The sequence below is a fragment of the Paenarthrobacter sp. TAF1 genome, assembly GCF_052113825.1.
Classification (GTDB): Bacteria; Actinomycetota; Actinomycetes; order Actinomycetales; family Micrococcaceae; genus Arthrobacter; species Arthrobacter nicotinovorans.
Genome location: NZ_JBFRDO010000001.1, coordinates 406,269 through 425,337 on the forward strand (window position 1 = coordinate 406,269; position 19,069 = coordinate 425,337).

The 19,069-nt window shown below is 62.4% G+C and carries 19 protein-coding genes and 1 tRNA gene; 5 read left to right on the plus strand and 15 right to left on the minus strand.

The features are described from left to right. Window positions 1-3: 3 nt before the first annotated feature. Both AB4Y81_RS01885 and AB4Y81_RS01890 read right to left on the minus strand, forming a co-directional pair. Window positions 4-741, minus strand: coding sequence for a zinc ribbon domain-containing protein (locus AB4Y81_RS01885; RefSeq protein ID WP_416429714.1), 738 nt, complete (start codon window positions 739-741; stop codon window positions 4-6). Window positions 742-799: 58 nt separating this feature from the next. Beyond that, window positions 800-1,726, minus strand: a complete 927-nt coding sequence (locus AB4Y81_RS01890) for a Nif3-like dinuclear metal center hexameric protein (RefSeq protein ID WP_064722268.1) — start codon at window positions 1,724-1,726, stop codon at window positions 800-802. A gap of 124 nt (window positions 1,727-1,850) precedes the next feature. Here AB4Y81_RS01890 and msrA point away from each other — a divergent pair, with 124 nt between their 5' ends. The 3 genes from msrA to epsC all read left to right on the plus strand — a co-directional run bounded on the left by msrA (window position 1,851) and on the right by epsC (window position 4,004). After that, on the plus strand, window positions 1,851-2,375 hold the full coding sequence (gene msrA, locus AB4Y81_RS01895) for a peptide-methionine (S)-S-oxide reductase MsrA (protein WP_018777861.1): 525 nt from the start codon (window positions 1,851-1,853) through the stop codon (window positions 2,373-2,375). 67 nt (window positions 2,376-2,442) lie between these two features. Further along, window positions 2,443-3,378 carry a cysteine synthase A gene (cysK, locus tag AB4Y81_RS01900; RefSeq protein WP_018777862.1) on the plus strand — a complete coding sequence of 312 codons (936 nt, stop codon included), beginning with the start codon at window positions 2,443-2,445 and terminating at the stop codon, window positions 3,376-3,378. Window positions 3,379-3,419: 41 nt separating this feature from the next. After that, the gene (epsC, locus tag AB4Y81_RS01905) at window positions 3,420-4,004 is read left to right on the plus strand and encodes a serine O-acetyltransferase EpsC (protein WP_018777863.1); all 585 of its coding nucleotides are present in this window, start codon (window positions 3,420-3,422) and stop codon (window positions 4,002-4,004) included. On the opposite strand, the gene AB4Y81_RS01910 is transcribed toward epsC, so the two are convergent. Both AB4Y81_RS01910 and gndA read right to left on the minus strand, forming a co-directional pair. Continuing rightward, the gene (locus AB4Y81_RS01910) at window positions 4,001-4,840 is read right to left on the minus strand and encodes an oxidoreductase (RefSeq protein ID WP_281445042.1); all 840 of its coding nucleotides are present in this window, start codon (window positions 4,838-4,840) and stop codon (window positions 4,001-4,003) included. The two genes, epsC and AB4Y81_RS01910, sit on opposite strands and share 4 nt — an antisense overlap. 124 nt (window positions 4,841-4,964) lie before the next feature. After that, entirely contained in the window at window positions 4,965-6,401 is a 1,437-nt protein-coding gene (gene gndA, locus AB4Y81_RS01915; RefSeq protein ID WP_441994967.1) for an NADP-dependent phosphogluconate dehydrogenase, read from the minus strand. 252 nt (window positions 6,402-6,653) lie between these two features. On the opposite strand from gndA, the gene AB4Y81_RS01920 reads away from it, so the two are divergent. Beyond that, a complete protein-coding gene (locus tag AB4Y81_RS01920; RefSeq protein ID WP_039241801.1) occupies window positions 6,654-7,382 on the plus strand; it encodes a FadR/GntR family transcriptional regulator in 729 nt (242 codons plus the stop codon). Here AB4Y81_RS01920 and AB4Y81_RS01925 read toward each other — a convergent pair. From AB4Y81_RS01925 to AB4Y81_RS01935, 3 genes are read right to left on the minus strand one after another with little or no spacing between them, the layout of a single operon-like run. Continuing rightward, entirely contained in the window at window positions 7,379-8,431 is a 1,053-nt protein-coding gene (locus AB4Y81_RS01925) for an L-idonate 5-dehydrogenase (protein ID WP_441994969.1), read from the minus strand. The two genes, AB4Y81_RS01920 and AB4Y81_RS01925, sit on opposite strands and share 4 nt — an antisense overlap. Then, entirely contained in the window at window positions 8,431-9,201 is a 771-nt protein-coding gene (locus tag AB4Y81_RS01930; RefSeq protein WP_441994970.1) for an SDR family oxidoreductase, read from the minus strand. Before AB4Y81_RS01930 ends, AB4Y81_RS01925 begins: the two co-directional genes overlap by 1 nt. A 35-nt stretch (window positions 9,202-9,236) precedes the next feature. Further along, window positions 9,237-10,151 carry an NAD(P)-dependent oxidoreductase gene (locus AB4Y81_RS01935; RefSeq protein WP_441994972.1) on the minus strand — a complete coding sequence of 305 codons (915 nt, stop codon included), beginning with the start codon at window positions 10,149-10,151 and terminating at the stop codon, window positions 9,237-9,239. A 70-nt stretch (window positions 10,152-10,221) separates the two neighbouring features. On the opposite strand from AB4Y81_RS01935, the gene AB4Y81_RS01940 reads away from it, so the two are divergent. Further along, window positions 10,222-11,289 (plus strand): D-2-hydroxyacid dehydrogenase, encoded by a 1,068-nt coding sequence (locus AB4Y81_RS01940; protein ID WP_079582142.1) that lies wholly within the window; start codon window positions 10,222-10,224, stop codon window positions 11,287-11,289. A gap of 6 nt (window positions 11,290-11,295) precedes the next feature. Here AB4Y81_RS01940 and AB4Y81_RS01945 read toward each other — a convergent pair whose 3' ends face one another. The 8 genes from AB4Y81_RS01945 to AB4Y81_RS01980 form a co-directional block, all read right to left on the minus strand. Continuing rightward, a complete protein-coding gene (locus AB4Y81_RS01945; RefSeq protein WP_441994974.1) occupies window positions 11,296-13,350 on the minus strand; it encodes an acyltransferase family protein in 2,055 nt (684 codons plus the stop codon). 149 nt (window positions 13,351-13,499) lie between these two features. Continuing rightward, window positions 13,500-14,852 (minus strand): MFS transporter, encoded by a 1,353-nt coding sequence (locus AB4Y81_RS01950; protein ID WP_441994976.1) that lies wholly within the window; start codon window positions 14,850-14,852, stop codon window positions 13,500-13,502. A gap of 135 nt (window positions 14,853-14,987) precedes the next feature. Continuing rightward, the gene (locus AB4Y81_RS01955; protein ID WP_018777873.1) at window positions 14,988-15,782 is read right to left on the minus strand and encodes an IclR family transcriptional regulator; all 795 of its coding nucleotides are present in this window, start codon (window positions 15,780-15,782) and stop codon (window positions 14,988-14,990) included. A 208-nt stretch (window positions 15,783-15,990) separates the two neighbouring features. Next, window positions 15,991-16,281 (minus strand): hypothetical protein, encoded by a 291-nt coding sequence (locus AB4Y81_RS01960; RefSeq protein ID WP_039241814.1) that lies wholly within the window; start codon window positions 16,279-16,281, stop codon window positions 15,991-15,993. A 225-nt stretch (window positions 16,282-16,506) separates the two neighbouring features. Beyond that, window positions 16,507-16,582 (minus strand) — tRNA-Val (locus tag AB4Y81_RS01965). A gap of 66 nt (window positions 16,583-16,648) precedes the next feature. After that, entirely contained in the window at window positions 16,649-17,605 is a 957-nt protein-coding gene (locus AB4Y81_RS01970; protein WP_441994979.1) for an NAD-dependent protein deacetylase, read from the minus strand. Continuing rightward, window positions 17,602-18,105: a peroxiredoxin gene (locus AB4Y81_RS01975; protein ID WP_441994980.1), complete on the minus strand. Its 504-nt coding sequence runs from the start codon at window positions 18,103-18,105 to the stop codon at window positions 17,602-17,604. The genes AB4Y81_RS01970 and AB4Y81_RS01975 overlap by 4 nt, the downstream gene beginning before the upstream one ends. Next, window positions 18,102-18,521 carry a DUF3052 domain-containing protein gene (locus tag AB4Y81_RS01980; protein WP_018777877.1) on the minus strand — a complete coding sequence of 140 codons (420 nt, stop codon included), beginning with the start codon at window positions 18,519-18,521 and terminating at the stop codon, window positions 18,102-18,104. The genes AB4Y81_RS01975 and AB4Y81_RS01980 overlap by 4 nt, the downstream gene beginning before the upstream one ends. Window positions 18,522-19,069 lie beyond the last annotated feature (548 nt).

Below are 19,069 nucleotides of genomic sequence, written 5' to 3' on the forward strand. Positions count from 1 at the left end.
AGGTCAGTTCCACTCCGCTGAACGGACCAGGATGACGCCGGAGTCCGGGCAGAAAACGATGTCGTCCTCCGCTGCGGCTTTGACATCGGCAAGGTCACCTGGGCTGAGCATCATCCCCGAGCCCTCGGACTTTCCGTGGAACAGCCGGGCAGCACCGACTCCACGCTTGGCGATGGTCTTTTCGTACACCGCGAGCATCCCCGGGTCCAGCGCCTCGGCGAATACAGCCCGTTGCCCGCGAACCACTGTCTCCTCGGCCGCGATCTCCGCGATTGCTTCGTCCAGTTCAGAGCGGATGCTGCCGAACGAACCCTGGATGTCGTCAACAATGGCTTGCTGGGCAGCCTGGCGTTCACGCAGGGTGTCCAGGCGCTCCAGGATCTCAAGCTCAACGTCTTCGAGGTCCGAACGGCGCTTGTTCAGCGAGGCGATGTCGTTCTGCAGCGCCACCAGGTCCTTGGACAACCCGGTTCCGCTGTTCAGCCGGGTTTCATCGCGCTCGATGCGGGACGCAACCTGTTCGACGTCGGCTTCCGCGCGGCGCAGTTCGGCTTCGGCGTCATGGACAGCGATTTTGGCCGCCCCTAGTTCACCGTTGGCCACACTGAGGGCGTCCGTCAGGTCAGTGATGCGGGGATCGTTTTCCAGCACCTTCCGGCGGCCCGCCAACGACTTGAGCTTGGCATCCAGCCCCTGCAGTTCAAGCAATTTCAATTGTTCTGCCGGTGCTGCTTTCGCCACGCTTACCTCCGCTTGTCGCCGCCGGTCCTGGAGATCAGGTCCGGCCCTTTCCTAGACTCTAGTCGCCGCCGGGAGTCAGTATGAAGTCCCAAGGGTCACTGTTGGTACTGCTGACGCGGATATCGACGTCGTAGCCCTGGTCAGCGAGCACGTTGCCCAACGCTTCTGCGGCGGCTGGAAGCCACAGCCATTCACTCGCAAAGTGCGATACGTCAATCAGGTACGGCCGCCCGTTGGTGGCCCCCTCACGCGCTTCGGAGGCCGGATGATGCCGCATGTCCGCTGTGACGTACACATCGGCATGGTTGGCCCGGACGGCGTCGAACAAACTGTCCCCGGCGCCGCCGCAGACGGCAACACGCCGCACCAGGCCGTCTTTGTCGCCGGCAACCCGGACCCCGCCCGCCACGGCGGGCAGCATTTCAAAGACACGGGCCGCAAAGTCGCCCAGGGTTTCAAGCTCCGGAAGATCGCCCACCCTGCCGATTCCTTCTTCCGGCAGTCCGTTGGATGCTTGGGTCAGGGGCGCCACGTTCTCCAGCCCGAAGGCATCTGCCAGGACGTCCGACACTCCGCCAACGGCTGAGTCACCATTCGTGTGCACGGTAAGCAGGCCAGTGCCCGCTTCGATCAATCGGTGGACAGCGAGGCCCTTGGCCGACGTTGCGGCAACGGAGTTCACCCCTTTGAGCAACAGGGGGTGGTGGGTAATAAGGAGCCCGGCACCCCATTCGATGGCTTCATCGATAACGGCCAGGGTGGGATCCACGGCAAAGAGGACTTTGGTCACCGGGACCGTGGGGCGCCCGACAACCAGGCCGACTTCGTCCCAATCCTCGGCGAGGGACTCGGGCCAGAGTTCTTCAACAGCCAACAACACCTGGCCGAGGGTAGGTTCGCCGCTGGCCCCAACTGTTTCTTCGTGTTCTGTTTCGTCATCTTCGACGGAATCCGCATCAGAAATGCCAGTGTTCACTGCTTCCATATCCCTATTCTTCACTACCGGGCCGGTTCAGGCAGTCCCGGTCACTTGTGCAGCTGCCCGGTGCCGTAATTCTCCCGTAAGGTGAAGCGGGAATCATCAGGCCATCCCAACCATTGAAGAGAACATGAAAACTTTCGTACTTGGCGGCGGCTGCTTCTGGTGCCTGGATGCCGTTTACCAGAAAACCCGCGGGGTCAGCTCGGTTGTCTCCGGCTACACCGGCGGCCACGTCCGCAATCCCGATTACTACGAAGTGTGCTCCGGGACCACCGGTCACGCGGAGGTGGTTGCGGTGACATTCGATGAAACTGTTGTTCCGGAAGAAGTCATCCTGGACATGTTCTTCGCCCTGCACGACCCCACCACCCTGAACCGGCAGGGCTACGACGTCGGGACCCAGTACCGGTCCTCGATGTTCTACACCACCACCGAGGAGAAGGTCTTGTTCGAGGAAGCCATCGAACGCGCCCAGGCCTTGTGGTCCGACCCGATTGTGACTGAAGTGGTGCCGCTCCCGGACTTCTACGAGGCCGAGGAAGTCCACCAGAATTACTATGCAAAGTTTCCGTACCAGGGATACTGCCAGGTGATCATTAATCCCAAGCTGGCAAAGGCCAGGAAATATTACTCTGCATGGCTTACTGCTTAGCAGGGTTTCGATCCGGCTGGTTAGGCTGACCTCAGCAATCCCTCTTCAGAGATAGGCGTAAATTTTCATGGCAAGGATCTACGACGACGTTACTCAGCTGGTCGGCCGCACCCCGCTGGTTCGATTGAACCGGCTCACCGAGGGCCTTGACGCCCAGGTTGCCGTCAAGCTTGAGTTCTACAACCCCGCCAACAGCGTCAAGGACCGCATTGGTGTAGCCATCATTGACGCCGCCGAAAAGTCCGGTGCCTTGAAGCCGGGCGGAACGATCGTCGAGGGTACCTCAGGCAACACGGGCATTGCCCTCGCACTCGTGGGCGCGGCACGCGGCTACAAGGTCATCCTGACCATGCCCGAAACCATGTCCACCGAACGCCGTGTCATGCTGCGCGCTTACGGTGCCGAAATTGTCCTGACCCCGGGTTCCGAAGGCATGCGTGGGGCCGTCGAGAAGGCCCAGGAGATCGTCGCCAACACGGAGAACTCCATCTGGGCCCAGCAGTTCGCCAACGAGGCCAACCCGGCGATCCACCGCGCCACCACGGCCGAGGAAGTCTGGAACGACACCGACGGCGAAGTTGACATCTTCGTAGCAGGCGTGGGAACCGGTGGCACCATCACCGGCGTGGGCCAGGTCCTCAAGGAACGCAAGCCCGGAGTCCAGATTGTTGCCGTCGAACCCAAGGATTCGGCCATCCTCAACGGTGGCGCTCCCGGTCCCCACAAGATCCAGGGAATCGGCGCCAACTTCGTGCCCGAGATCCTGGACACCAACGTCTACGACGAAGTCCTTGACGCCACCCTTGAGGACTCCGTGCGGGTTGCCCGGGACCTCGGTGCCCGCGAGGGCATCCTCGGCGGCATCTCCTCCGGTGCCATCGTGTGGGCCGCGCTCGAACTCGCAAAGCGTCCAGAGAATGCCGGCAAGCTGATCGTGGCCGTCGTCTGTGACTTCGGGGAGCGTTACATCTCCACCGTGCTGTTCGATGACATCCGCGGCTAACACAACGCCTGCACACCTTCATTTCCTGTAGAAAGGTCTTTGTGAGCTTCTTCGCAAGACTTAAGGAAGACCTCGACGCCGCCCGGTCCCACGACCCGGCGGCGCGAGGTTCTTTTGAGAACTTTTTCGCATACTCCGGATTGCATGCCATCTGGGCGCACCGCCTGACCCACAAGCTCTGGCAAAACCCGGCGCTCCGTTTTCCGGCGCGCCTGATTTCGCAGCTCGCGAGGTTCCTGACGGGCATCGAGATCCACCCCGGGGCCACGATTGGCCGCAGGTTCTTTATCGACCACGGCATGGGCGTCGTCATCGGTGAGACATCGGAAATCGGCGATGACGTGATGATCTACCACGGTGTCACGCTCGGCGGCCGCTCCCTGGCCAAGGTCAAGCGCCACCCCACCATCGGTGACAGGGTGACCATTGGTGCCGGCGCGAAAGTATTGGGCCCCATCACCATCGGAGCAGACAGTGCTGTTGGTGCGAATGCCGTAGTAGTGAAGGACGCTCCACCGGAGTCGATCATCACTGGAATTCCGGCGACCTGGCGGCACCGGGACGCCAGGTCCGAGACGAAGCCTGCAGTGGATCCGGCCGAGTACTACATCGAATACCGCATCTAGCCGGCCAGTCCTTTGTAGAAGTTCAGGAATACGGCGTCGAACGCCCTGTCCGGAAGAATCCTTCGCATTGCCAGAACGCTCCAGGCCCCCCGCCCTACCGGGTAGCGGGTCCTGGGGCGTTTTGCCTTTGCTGCCCGGACGATGGCTTTTGCCACCACCGTTGCCGGAGTGGAAAGCACGTGGCCGTCACCCGAGGTGGATGCCAACGCTGCGGCAACAATATGCGCTTGATCGGCGTACGGGCCATCGCCTGACGTGGCCAGCAGCCCCTCGCCGGCGATGGTGCCCCATTCGGTGTCGGTCCCTGACGGTTCGATGATGACGACGTCGATGCCGTGCGGCTTCAGTTCCAGGCGCAGCGAGTCGCTCATTCCCTCCACGGCAAACTTGGTGCCGTGGTACCAAGCGCCCAGGGGCTCGTAGATCTTTCCCCCGATGGATGTGACATTGATGATCCTGCCTTGCCCTGCCGCCCGCATCTGCGGAAGAACCAGCTGGGTCATCCTTGCAAGGCCCAGGACATTGACGTCGAATTGCCGCCTTCCCTCGGCCAGGGGGACCTCTTCAAGGGAGCCGTAGGAACCATAGCCTGCGTTGTTGACCAGCACGTCCACGCGTCCGTGGGCGGCTTCCACTTGCGCCACCGCTGACATCATCGATTCCTCGGAGGTCACGTCGAGCGACAGTACGGTTATCCCGTGGTCCTTCAGGGGCTCCATCATGTCGACGCGACGCGCACCTGCGTAGACAGTAAAGCCCGCCCCTGCCAGGGCAAGGGCCGTCGCGAATCCGATACCCGTGGAGGCGCCTGTAACAAGTGCGATGCTGGCTGGCATTGTCTGTCCTTTGCTGGTGGCCCAGCACCTGAACGGGAGCTCCGTTACGGCAAAGGCCGGCTCCTTCCAGCGTAATAGGAAGGAACCGGCCTTTGCGCGGTGGTGTTACTGACCCACGTGGCTGCTAGTGGGTGTCGACAGCCGAGATCTCGGACTTGTCTTCGCCCCACAGGGTGTGGAACGTGCCCTCGGTGTCTACTCGGCCGTAGGTGTGTGCACCGAAGAGGTCGCGCTGTCCCTGGATCAGGGCGGCGGCGACCCGCTTGCGGCGGAGGCCGTCGTAGTAAGCAAGGGAGGAGGAGAACACCGGTACCGGAATGCCCAGCTGCACGGCGGTGGCCACAACGCGGCGCCAGGCCGGGAGTGCCTCTGCGATGGCCTTCGTGAAGGCCGGTGCGAACAGCAGGTTCGCGGGCTTCTCATCGGCAGCGTAGGCCTTGGTGATGTCCTTGAGCAGCTCTGCACGGATGATGCAGCCTGCACGCCACAGGGAAGCGATCTCGTCCAGCTTGAGGTCCCAGCCGTATTCCTTGGCTGCGGAGGTCAGCATGTCCAGGCCCTGTGCGTAGGACACGAGCTTGGAGGCGTAGAGTGCCTGGCGGACGTCCTCGACGAACGTCTCCGGGATTTCCACGGAAGCCTCTTCACCGGCGAGCAGCTCCTGGCCGAGCTTGCGTTGCTCGGTCTGGGAGGACAGCGCGCGGGCAAACACGGACTCTGCAATGCCGGAGACCGGTGAGCCGAGTTCAAGGGCGGAGATGACCGTCCAGCGGCCGGTGCCCTTCTGGCCGGCAGCGTCAACGACGACATCAACGAACGGCTTGCCGGTCTTGGCATCGACGTGGCCGAGAACCTCAGCGGAGATTTCGATCAGGAACGAGGACAGATCGCCCTTGTTCCACTCAGCGAAGATCTTGGACTGTTCGGCGGGCTCAATGCCTGCACCGGAGCGGAGAAGGTCGAATGCTTCGCCGATGACCTGCATGTCGGCGTATTCGATGCCGTTGTGGACCATCTTGACGAAGTGGCCGGCGCCATCGGTGCCGATCCAAGCACAGCAGGGTTCGCCGTCGACCTTGGCGGAAATCTTTTCCAGGAGCGGGCCGAGCGCGTCGTAGGACTCACGGGAGCCGCCGGGCATGATGGAGGGGCCGCTCAGCGCGCCTTCTTCACCACCGGAAACACCGACACCGACGAAGTGAAGGTCCTTCTTGGCCAGCGCTGCTTCGCGGCGGCGGGTGTCCTCGTAGTGCGAGTTGCCGGCGTCGATGATGATGTCGCCGGCCTCGAGCAGCGGTTCCAGCTGCTCGATGACGTTGTCGACGGGGGCGCCTGCCTTGACCATGATGAGGACGCGGCGGGGCTTTTCGAGGGAGTCGACGAGTTCCTGCAGCGTTTCCGTGCGGATGAAGTCGCCTTCCGTGCCGTGCTTTTCCAGCAGGGCGTCAGTCTTTTCCACGGAGCGGTTGTGGAGAGCCACGGTGAAGCCGTTGCGTGCGAGGTTGCGGGCCAGGTTGGCGCCCATCACCGCAAGGCCGGTGACACCGATGTGTGCTGACATCAAAACTCCAATTCGTTCGTGTGCAAACAGTCCCGACGTAGCCATGGGGGCACGCGGGAAGCGATTTCAAAACCAGGGGCTGTAATAAACCATACGTATATAAACCATGGGCGGGAAAGCGGCGCCCACGTTGTGGAAGCTGCCGCGTCATAAACAGTCTATGATGCCCGGCGGCTGCTGAGGCGGCACGGAATGCGTTCCCGGCACGGATACCGGCATCCGCGGTCGCCCCGCGCCACTATGCTTACCTCTATGTCAACCAGCCTTCACCACCGCGCCGTTGAGCATTTGGGGACCCGGATTGTGGGTGGCGCCCTTCCCACGGGACACGTGATGTTGGCTGAGCATTTGGAAGACGAACTCAACGTCTCCCGTTCCGTGGTGCGTGAAGCCGTGCGTGTCCTCCAATCACTCGGGCTTGTGGAAACGATCAAGCGGGTGGGCATCCGTGTCCTTCCTGCCCACCGCTGGAATCCCTTCGATCCCCTGGTCATCCGGTGGCGTCTCGCGGGCGAAGGCCGCGGCGCGCAGTTGCGGTCGTTGGCCGAGCTGCGCTCCGCCGTCGAGCCCGTAGCCGCCGAACTCGCCGCCGGCAACGCACCCGAGAGCCTGCGGCAGGAACTGGTGGGCATTTCCCTCGCCATGAAGGAAGCGGGAGACGCCGGGGATATGGCAAGATTCCTTGACCTCGACATCCGCTTCCACGCCCTGGTGTTGTCCGGATCGGGCAACGAGATGTTCGCCAACCTCATTGGCCAGGTCACCGAAACCCTCACGGGCCGGACCGTCCACGGCCTCATGCCCGAGCATCCCCAGAAGGAAGCCCTCCAATGGCACATGGACGTGGCCCACGCCATCGACGCCGGCGACGGTGCGGTGGCCCGCGACGCCGCTGCCAGGATCATGCGCCAGACGATCGCGGAGCTGGCACCCAGCTGGGACGACCAGCCCCGCGTCTTCGTCCCTGTCTCGAAGAACTAACTGCTCCGGAAGTTCAGCAAAACCTTGCCGGACTCGGCCGAATTCTTCGCCACTTCGAAAGCCTCCAGGCCGTGGGCGAGATCGAATGCGTGAGTCACAACGGGGTCGGCAAACAGGGATCCGTCAGCCAGGGCCGCGATGACGTCGTCGATCTCGTCGTTGAAGCGGAATGAGCCCAGGAGCTCCAGCTCGCGGGTTATGGCGAGGGAAATGAACACCGGTTGGGGTCCCGACGGCAGAAGACCCACCATCACCACCTTGCCGCCACGGGTGGCACCCTTGATGGCCGAGGCCAATCCGTAGTGGCTCCCTGAGGATTCAATGACGACGTCGGCGTCCACCGCCGCGATGGCGTCCGCGTCATCACCCTTGAGGACGGCGTCGGCACCGACAGACCGGGCGATCCCCAACGGCTTGTCATGCATGTCGACGGCGACAATCCGGGCAGCGCCGGCGCGCTTCAGCACGGCCACCGCCAGGGCTCCGATCGGACCGCTGCCGATGACGAGTGCCGTTTTCCCCCGAACGTCGCCGGCGCGGGAGACCGCGTGCCATGCGACGCTGGCCGGTTCCACAAGCGCCGCCGTGCGAAGGTCCAGATTTTCCGGCAAGGGACGCAGCATCCTGGCGGGCAGATTGGCGTAGCGGCTGAAGGCGCCGTCTGTGTGCGGATAGCGTGCCGCACTTCCAAGGTAGGTGCACCCCGGCGAGAGATTTGGCCGGTCCTCGGGGTACCGGACGTCGCCGGGTGCCGGGGTGGCAGGGTGGACAGCCACAGGCGTGCCCGCTGCAGGACCCGTACCATCGGCTGCCTGCTGGAGGACAACCCCAACGATCTCGTGGCCGAGGACCATCGGTTCTTTGAGAATGGACTCGCCCGCGGCGCCGTGCAGCCAGTAATGGAGGTCCGAACCACATATCCCGCCATAGGCAATCTCCACGATGGACTCGTTGGGTTGCGGTGCTGCCAGGGGGATGTCCTCGATGCGAAGATCGCCTTTGCCATGGGCTACAACTGCCGGACCGGATGCAGGGAGGGTGATGCTCATCAGACCACCACCGTCATTCCGCCGTCGACGAAAATCGTCTGGCCGTTCACGAAGTTCGATGCCTGCGATGCGAGCCATACCGTGGGGCCGGCAAGGTCCGCAGTGGTTCCCCACCTGTTGGCCGGGGTGCGGCCCAGGATCCAGGAGTTGAAGTCGGCGTCATCGACCAGGTTCTGCGTCATTTCGGTGTGGATGTAGCCTGGGGCGATTCCGTTGATCTGCAAGCCGGACGCAGCCCACTCGGCGGTCATGGCCCGGGTGAGGTTGCGCAAGCCGCCTTTCGCGGCAACATACGGCGCGATGGTGGGACGGGCCAGGTCCGTCTGGACAGAACAGATGTTGATGATTTTGCCTTGGCCCCTGGGAATCATGTGCCGGGCGGCTTCCCGGCCCACCAGGAAGGCACTGGTGAGGTCCGTGGTGATGACCCGGTCCCAGTCCTTGACGTCAAGGTCCAGCATGGGCACCCGGTGCTGGATGCCGGCGTTGTTCACCAGGATGTCCAGAGGCCCAACGTTTTGCTCCACCCAGGCGACCCCTTCAGCGGCAGAGTCGGCGTCCGTCACGTCGAAAGCCCGGCTGTGGACTCTCCCTTCCGGATACTCTGCGGCCATCGCCACGTGTGATGCTTCAAGCCGTTCAGTGTTGATGCCGTTCAGCACAACCGTGGCGCCGGCATCGGCGAGGCCGCGGGCAAGGGCGTTGCCTATCCCCCGGCTTGAACCAGTGACCAAGGCAACCCGCCCGGTCAGATCGAAAAGTGCACTCATGGTTTGTTCGTCATTCCTTCTTCAGTTGCGACGGTTCAGTTGCTGTTGGACGTGATGGGGACAGGCGTCCGGCCCAGGTTTGCGATGGCCTGCCGGACGACGGCGAGGTCCTGGTCGCCGAGCCCTTGGCGTTTAAGTTCGGCGTACAGGTCATGTGCCGCCGAAGCGATCGGCGTGGCGGAGCCGGCTGCCGCAGCGCTGGCGAGCACGAACCCGAGGTCTTTGTGCATGAATTTTGCCGGTCCGGTTGGCGTGTAGTCCTTGGCTGCCAAGCGCGGACCGACGTTGTCCAGCACCCGGCTTCCCGCCAGTCCTCCGGACAGCACCTCGAAAAGAGCCCCTACATCCATCCCGGAGCGTTCGGCGAGTTCCGCAGCTTCGGCGAGGGCCGCCGTCGTGGTTCCGACAATCAGTTGGTTGCACGCCTTGGCGAGCGACCCCGACCCCAGGGGTCCCATCCAACGCACGGTGGTGCCCATGGCCTGGAAAAGCGGCCCAAGCTGCTCGAAGGTTCCTTCATCGGCCCCCACCATGATGGCAAGGGTTCCGCTTTGTGCACCGGCAGTTCCGCCGCTCACCGGCGCGTCCACTACGGCGGCGTTGCCGCCGCTTGCTTGGTGCACCAGTTCGCCGAACCGCTGGACACCCGTTGGGGAGACACTGCTCATGACGACGACGGCGGTCCCCGGGCGCGGCGCCGAACTCCCCCAGGATTCGAGCAGCTCCGCTGCCGCTTCTTCGATGAACGGAAGGTCGGGAAGCATGAAAATGATGGCGTCCTCGTCACGCAACGCGGCCACGCTGGCGGCCCGGTTGATGCCGGGCAGAGCTTCGAACGCGGCGTCGGAGCGGTTCCAGGCGGTGACGTTCCATCCGGCGCCGGCCAGGTTGGAGGCCATCGGCGCGCCCATCAGACCCAGCCCGACAAAACCCACGCGGTTGGTGGTCATGGCAGGTAACACCTCACTTCGTCGTGGTCATTTACGTAAATTCTGTTCAATATCCTAGCCGCCATTCAGTATGATGAACACCATGACGACTGATGAACTTACCATCGCCATCGCTGTACCGCTCGAAGCTGAGCACGTAGAGCAGATCCGCGCTGTAGATCCCTCCGTAACAGTTCTCTACGAACCGGAGCTGCTTCCTCCGGAACGGTTCCCGGCAGACCACGCGGGCGACCCCGCGTTCAAAAGGTCGCCGGAACAGGAAGAACGCTATTGGGCCATGCTGAACCGCGCACAGGTCCTCTATGGCTTCCCCAACGAAAGTCCCGCCGGCCTTGCGCGCATCGCAAAAAGCAACCCGCACCTGCAGTGGATCCACGCCATGGCAGCCGGTGCCGGTGGAGCGGTCAAGGCCTCAGGCCTGGACACCGAAACGCTCCGGAAGTTCCATGTCACCACCTCTGCCGGCGTCCACGCCCTGCCGCTGGCGGAATTCTCGGCATTCGGTATCCTCAACGGCTTCAAGCGCAGCGCCGAGATGGCACAGGACCAGGCCGCCAGGTTCTGGCCGGAACTGCGGACGCCCACCAAGCTGGCCAACGGTTCCAAGGTTGTCATCGCGGGCCTCGGTGAAATCGGCATGGAAACGGCCCGCATCGCGCGCGCCCTGGGCATGAGGGTCAGCGGAACCAAACGCAACGTCGAAGCCATCGAGGGAATCGACGAAGTCACCAACAACGACGGCTTGGCCGGCCTCCTCGCCGACGCCGACGCCGTTGTCAACACGCTGCCCGGCACGCCGTACACGGAAAAGCTGTTCAACAAGGACATCTTCTCTGCCATGAGGCCAGGAACAGTTTTCGTCAACGTGGGGCGCGGCACGGTAGTGGACGAGGAGGCCTTGCTCGCGGCACTGGACAACGGACAGGTTGGATACGCATGCCTGGACGTGTTTGCAGTGGAGCCCTTGCCTCAGGACAGCCCTTTGTGGAACCACCCCAAGGTCCTGGTGTCGCCGCACACCTCGGCATTGAGCGCGGCGGAAAACAGGCTCATCGCCGAACGATTCCGCAACAACCTGCGCATCTTCCTGGACGGTGGCGAACTCCCCCACCTGGTGGACCCGGTCCACTTCTACTAAACCGGACTACCAACCTGTGGCGCTGAGCCACCTCTCGGACAATGCATCGGCCATGCTCCTGGTGTATGTGCTCGAGAGGTGGTTGTCGTCCAGGTACACGTAGACGTTGCCAATGATCCCCGGACAGCTGGCACCATCACAGATCAGGTCGGTCATATCCAGGATGGACAGGCCGGTGAAGTTTCCTTCCAACTGATCCAGCGGATTGTCGGCGGCCAGCACAGAGGACAGGGCGGGACGGCAACGGGGATCGTCGACGCCCGAAGCCATGGCGCATTCGCTGGGGCTGAAGGAGAACCGTGGGTTGTCCCGCATGGCGATGACCTCCACACCTTGATCGGTGATCTCCCCCACCAGTTCATCAAGTCCCCACGTAAGGTCCTCATCCGGAGAATCCGGGACAGCCGCGGTCCCGACAAGGAAAACAGCATCCGGGCGGTAGCGCCGAATGTGTTCGCGGACATTCCGGTTGAAGGCATTGCATTCGTCGCCAACCTCGTCCGTCTGAGTCATGAATGGACAGGCTCCAAACGTAATGGCCTGCACCCGCCAGTTGCGCTCTTTCGCCATGGGGCCGATGGCGCCGAGCCACTGCAGGGAATGTGACTGCCCGACAACGAAGATGGTCTTGGCGGCATCCGCGCCGACGTCGTTCTGCTGGCACTCCGCGAACAGGACCGGGTCCTGGGGACGCAGCTCCCCGGTACAGGGGCCGTCAAGCTTGCCCCAGTCCGCCGGAAGCTGCTCAGGCGTCGGGAGCGTCCTGGCGTCCTTGCCCACCCGGTTGACATAGCCTGGCAGCAACGCCCTTGCGCCCGGGTTGTCATCCATGTCCTGGCCGGCAATGGCGTTCTTCTCTTGCTGCTGCTGGAACCCGAACACCGTCATCGGCGTCGCTCCCACAGCAAGGCAAACCAATACCGCTACGGCCAGACGGCGACGCTTTGCCTCCGGCCAGCGCCATGACCGCAGCGGCTGCTCCACGAACCTGGTGGTGAGGTAGGCCAGCAGCAACGAAACACCCACGATCGCCGCGCCCGTCAGTGCGTCCGCGTGGGCTTCGGCGATCCACACAAGGGTGATGACCAACAGCGGCCAGTGCCACAGGTACAGGGCATACGAGGTAGACCCGAGCCCCACCAGCAACCTGGAGGAAAGAATACGGTCCACCCCGAAACGGCTTCCCGTCTGTCCTGCCACGATGACAGCCACAGCCGCGAGGGTGGGCCACAGCGCCACGAAACCCGGGAACGCCGAGCGGACCTGGAGGAGCACACCGCAACTGAGCATCGCAGCAACTCCCACCCAACCCAGTACGGTACCCAGGCCACGCCCTGGGCGCAGGAAGGGAAGCAGCAGGGCAACCAGGGTACCCAGCGCAAACTCCCACAGCCGGGCAAGACTGTCGAAGTAGGCCAGTTCCTGGTGAGCGCTGGTGAAGTAGATCGAGTAGCTCAGCGACGCGACGAAGATCAGCCCGAAGATTCCCAGCAACATTGACCGGTATCGCAAGCCGAACCTCCGGCACACCAACGCGGTAGTGACGAAGATCGCCGGCCAGAGGATGAAGACCTGCCCCTGGATGGACAACGACCAGAAGTGTTGCATGGGGCTCGCCAGGCTGTGGTCAGCGGCGTAGTAATTGACCACCTGCTTTTGCAGCAGCCAGTTCTGTACGTAGAACAGGGAAGCCCAGGCCTGGTTGACGATCTCAGTCCACCTCGTCCGGGGGACGATAACGAACGTTGCTGCCAATGTACCCGTCAGCACTACGACGACGGCGGGAAGCAGCCGCCAGAACAGGTGCAGCCAGTGCCGGACCAGCGACACCGGCCGGGACTCCTCATACCGACTGACGAACTGGAGGGTCATCAGGAAAGCCGAAATCAGCAGGAAGACGTCCACGCCTCCCGAAACCCTGCCAAACCAGATGTGATACGACACCACCATGAGCACGGCCAGTGAACGGAGCCCCTGGATCTCGGGCCGAAATCTGGTGCCTCTGGAGCCCCGGATTTGGCCGGGGCTTTCCGGCGATGCCACGCCCTTGGTTGCCGTCATGGACACGCTCCTCTATCGCTGCACCAATTCTGCACCGCGGTCCGCGAATTTCCAGCACTCCGGGGTTGGACGCCGCAAAGAAAACAGGACGGCGCCCCTCCTGTGGAGGGACGCCGTCCTGAGGCATGTTGTAGCAGCGGTTTCGGCGACTACTTGGCGTCTTCCGTGCTGACGAGGTCGCGGCCTGCCGTCTCGGGGGTGAAGAAGGTGGTCACGAAGGAGATGAGCGCGAGGACCAAGGAGTAGATGGCGAGTACCAGCCAGGAGTGGTTGGTGGCGGCCAGCATCAGCGCTCCGAGCAGCGGCGCAAGGCCACCGGCGAGGACGGCTGAAATTTCACGGCTCATGGCCACACCGGTGAACCGGTACTGCGATCCGAACAGTTCAGGCAGGAGGGGGCACTGCGGACCAAGCATCGACTGGACGCCGATGGCGATTCCCACGGCCATGACCACCCATACCAAGGTGACGTTGCCCAGTGTGACCAGGTAGAAGGCGGGTACGGCAATGATCGCCTGGAACAACGCGCCGTAGCGGTAAACCGGAACACGACCGTACCTGTCGGACAACGCACCGAAGGTCACCACCATGACTGCTGCGAATCCAGCGGCGATCAACAGACCGACAGGACCGATGGAGTTGTTGCCCGCGAAGACTCCCGCGGGCATGCTCATGAACGAGACAAGCAGGGCAGAGTAGATTGACGAGTTCCCGTTTTCGCCCATACGGAGGCCAATGCCGATCAACACGTTCTTCTTGGAGTGCTTCCACAAAGCGCCAATGGGGTTCTTGACTACGTTCTTGTGCTTTTCGAGTTCCTGGAAGGCAGGAGTTTCCTTGAGCTTGAGCCGGATGAAGATGGCAATCACGATCAGGATGAAGCTGGCGAGGAACGGTACCCGCCACAACCAGCCCTGCAGGACCGACTTGTCCGCCATGGTGATCAGCGCGAACGTGCCGGCGCCAAGCAGGGTACCGAGCTGAATGCCGACGAACGGCAAGGAAGCGAAGAAACCACGACGACGACGCGGCGCGACTTCGGAAATCAGCGTGGTTGCGCCGGCCTGCTCGGCACCGGCACCGAGCCCCTGAATGATACGCAGGGTCACGAGCAGCACCGCACCCAGCATCCCGGCCTGCTCATAGGTCGGCAGGAGGCCAATGGCGAAGCTTGCCGTGCCCATCAAGGCAATCGTCAGGATCAGGACCATCTTGCGGCCGAACCGGTCACCGATGTAGCCGAAGATCAAGCCGCCGAAGGGACGGGCAGCAAATCCGACTCCATACGTGGCAAAGGAAGCGATCAATGCCCCGTCCGGACCGAGCGGCGAGAAGAACAGTGGCCCGAAGATCAGCGCCGAAGCGAGGCCGTAGATGTAGAAATCGTAGTATTCCAGGGCGGAGCCCACGGAACTGGCCAGCGTCGCCCGCCGGAGCTGCTCCGGTTCAACGACGGCCTCGTCAGCTTCCGCCGCGAAGTTTGTCTTAGTACGAGTTGTCACAAGCACTCCCTCAAAATCACCCCGGGCCCCCGTTGGCCCAGTGAGATAGTGATGGCATCACCGCCAAGATCACTATGATGAACAGAGTACAGCTTGCTGAACGCAATGCCAAGGTTAAAATCAGATTTATGAAAATCAGCCCATGGGGTTGCCCAGCGAACGCGCCAACTCCTTGAGCTCTTTCACCATGAGAGCTCCCTGCTCTTCCGAATATGTGGCCTTCAATGCGGTCACCGAGAGACCAAGGCTGGGCCCATGCGCGCCGTGGGTGGGTACAGGGACGGCCAGGCAAACGACACCTACCGTGGACTCCTCATCCTCGAAAGCAAAGCCTTGCTGGCGGATGGTGGCGATCTGGGCCTTGAGTTCCTCGGCCGTCCGGAGTGAGTTGGCAGTCATCGTGGGCAATTCCATACCGTCCGGGAACATGGCCTCGATGTCGTGGTCATGCAGCTGTGCCAGCAACGCCTTGCCCACACTGCACAGCGAGACCGGCATCTTGTCACCGATATTGGACGTCAACCGCACGGCGGGATGCCCTTCGTAACGCGCCAGGTAGATGACGTGGTCGCCGTCGAGCATCGCAATGCGGACCGTTTCGCCGGAGAGCGTTGGAGCCTGCTCGCAGTACTTGTAGAACTCCTGCACTTCGTCGAGGCGGCTGAGGTACGCAGCTCCGAGTTCCACCAGCTTCCGCCCGAGCGCAAAATCTGCGCCCTGCCTGGTGATGAGGCGCGCTTCCTCGAGCGCCAGCAGCAGGTTCGATGTTGATGACTTCGGTATGCCCAGCTCACGGGACAAATCGCTGAGGGTCAAGCGGCCGGAAGGGGAATCAGCCAGGGCTTCCAGGACAGCGGCGGCGCGCGTGACGGCGGGGGCCGGCGACGAAGCGCCCAACCCTTCGGAGCGGGTGGTGCGGGAATCGGCCATGATTCTCCTTCGTCATTGCAACTCAGTGTTCAATCTGCTGAACAATACCCATCATAGTGGCAAGCAGGTGTCGCTGACCTGTCCGGCTTTCCAAACCCAAAAGTTGGCTGTATATTCATTTTCGAGCTCTCCACCGCGGCATCCCCCAATAGTCGCGGTGGAGAGCTCATCCATTTCCTGTCTGCTGCTGATTGCCGGCACAGGCTCCCTATGCTGCCGCGGCGTCCTCACCCCGAAGGCACCAGCCCCCTCCTGATCCATCGCGCACCAGTTGCCACGTGGCGAGAGCGGAACGGGCGTTGTTCCCCAAGCGCACCTGGACCTGCAGGACCTCAACATCCACGCGGCCGGTTCCGCGCGGCATCCGCTTCGATACCTCCCACCAGGCAACCCTTTCGAACCATCGGACGGGCTCCACTGCGATCTTCCACTCCCGGCCTCCTCTCACGACGGCGGCCGGCTCGCCTTGGGCGGTTGTGCGGATGTAAACGTGCTCCATGGAGTCAACCGTAGGAGGAGGCTACGACAATGAGAGGGCGCTACCGGCGGAAGGAAGCACTGACGGCAGATCACCAGACTCAAGTGACGGCACCGAGGGGACAAAGGCGCAGGGAGGATAAAGGCGCCGAGGGGACAAAGGCTCCGGGCGTGAAACAACAACGTGAATTGAGTACGAAAAAGCCCCGCCCTCTCGAACCTTGCGGCCGTGAGTGACGGGGCTTCCTGGTGGGTCCTACCGGGATCGAACCGATGACATCCACGGTGTAAACGTGGCGCTCTACCAGCTGAGCTAAAGACCCATATTGCGGTTTCAGCAGCCTCTGACTTCCTCAGCGCTTCAACCAACGAACAATGACTCTACATGATCAACTGCCGGAAACACCAATCGAGTCTGGAACGGCCGGAAGATCAGGCAAAGCCCGCGCAAGGTAGTCCAATGCACCGCTGACGCCCAGCTCAAGTTTCACTGAAGCAAGTTCGTCCCCGCGGGTGATCCCCCTGTTGATGATGACCACCGGCTTGCCCGCTTTTGACGCATGGCGGACGAACCTCAGGCCACTCTGCACCGTCAGCGACGAGCCTGCAACCAACAGAGCTTCCGCGTCATCGACCATGCCGTAGGCACGGGCTACGCGGTCCCTGGGGACGTTCTCCCCGAAGTACACGAAATCAGGCTTCAGGATTCCGCCGCAGATCGGGCACACTGCCATGACAAACGACGTGATGAGTTCGGGGTCTTCCACCGTGGCATCGGCGTCCGGCGCCATCTCCACCAGGCCGGACTCCACAGCAGCTTCAACGAAGCCCGGGTTGATCTCATCCAGGATGGCCGCGATCAGCTGCCTGCTGAAGGTGTGTCCGTGGGAAAGACAGATCACCTGGTCAAAGCGCCCGTGCAGATCCACCACGTTGACGCTTCCGGCATCCTCGTGGAGCCTGTCCACGTTCTGGGTGATGAGCCCCGTCAGGAGGCCTCGCCGTTCCATCAGAGCGACGGCGGCATGGCCGGCGTTGGGGTCGGCATGCCGGAGGTGGGACCAGCCGATGTGGTTGCGGGCCCAGTAACGCCTCCTGTTCGCCTCGCTCCCGATGAACTCCTGGTAGGTCATGGGGTTTCGTGGCGCAGAACCCGGTCCCCGGTAATCCGGTATCCCGGAGTCGGTACTCAATCCGGCTCCCGTGAGGACAGCCAGGCGCTGGCCCTGCAGGACGCGCACCGCCGGATCCAGGGCTTCCAGCTCCGAGGGTTCAAGCTGCACTGCGGCCGCAGGTGCCATGCTGGCGAACCCCGTCATCCCCACGCCTGGCCCCCGGTTGCTCATGGCTGTTGTTCCACCAAGGCCGATAGGGCCCTCCGGTACTCGTTGAAGTCCCTCGCCTGGCCCCGCGGATTGACCACGACGTAACGGATAACGCCCGCCGCATCGATGATGAAGGTTCCCCGCAGGGCCATTCCGCTGGCTTCATCGAAGACTCCGTAATCCCGGGCAACAGCTCCATGCGGCCAGAAGTCCGCCAGGAGATCGAACTCGAAGCCCTCATGTTCGGCGTAGGCCCGTTGAGCGAATTTGCTGTCGACGGAAATTGCCAGCACTGTTGCATCAGCGTCGTTGAACTGCGCAATGTTGTCGCGGATCTCACACAACTCGCCGGTGCAGATGCCTGAGAAGGCAAAAGGGAAAAAGACAACGACGACGTTTCGGCCGCGATAGTCCGACAACCGGACAGGCTCACCGTGTTGGTTCAGAAGTTCGAAATCAGGTGCAGGCTCACCTGCACGGGGGCCCTGGACCGCAGCAGGTGCCTGCTGGACTTCCGTCATTTGTTCTTCTTGGGCACCAGCCGTGTGGCGCTCCAGTCTTTGGATACCCCGGCGGAGGTAGTCAGGTGAAGTCCCGAAGTAGGGGCTGCGTCCTGGATATCGGCCGGAGACACGTAGTTATCCCTTCCTGACTTGGGCGTCAGTACCCAGACAACTCCGCCTTCCTTCAGCGTAGTGAGCGAATCCATGAGCCCGTCAACGAGGTCACCGTCGCCGTCGCGCCACCAGAAGATGACCGCATCAACGACGTCATGATCGTCTTCATCGAGCAATTCCGAGCCGGTGACATCTTCAATATCATCACGCAAGTCGAAGTCGACGTCATCGTCGTAGCCGCGCTCCTGAATCAGATCCCCATCTTTGAAACCCATTCGTTCCGCCACATTTACCGATGTGGCGGCGTCGGCCTCGCTCACGTTTCCTCCTTTTGAAGTGACTTCCATTACTAACAGCCAACACCCTTTGGGCGCCTGCTTCAAGCCATTCTCCCTGCACCGGGGCACATTCCGCACCACCTGGGGTGTTTCGGGCCCGTGGCACATGCGTGCTTTACGTCACGGAAGCCGTTCAGATGTGACATACAACGCCCTGCGGGGGCTGCGGCTACGCATAGCAGCGCCGCGAAAGCTAGAGTGGCCATGAGCGCTCTGGCTGCAGGGCGATCGCCCCGCAGAATTCTACTGGGCAGCCAAGCGCTCACAAGACCTGCCCGGCGCATCCGACCGGGCTGTTGAAACCGAGATGTCGCACACGACGCGTTCACGACGGGCAGTCACCCTGCCAGACCTGAGGCGCCGATGCATGCGCCTAAAGGAAGGTTGGACGTGGCTGCAGGAGAAGAGACCTCACACATCCTCAGCGGGTTGACTGCCCAGCTGCCTGATCGTGATCCGGAAGAGACCGCGGAGTGGATTGAGTCCCTTGATGCGTTGATCGCTGAGCAGGGTACCGAGCGGGCTCAGTA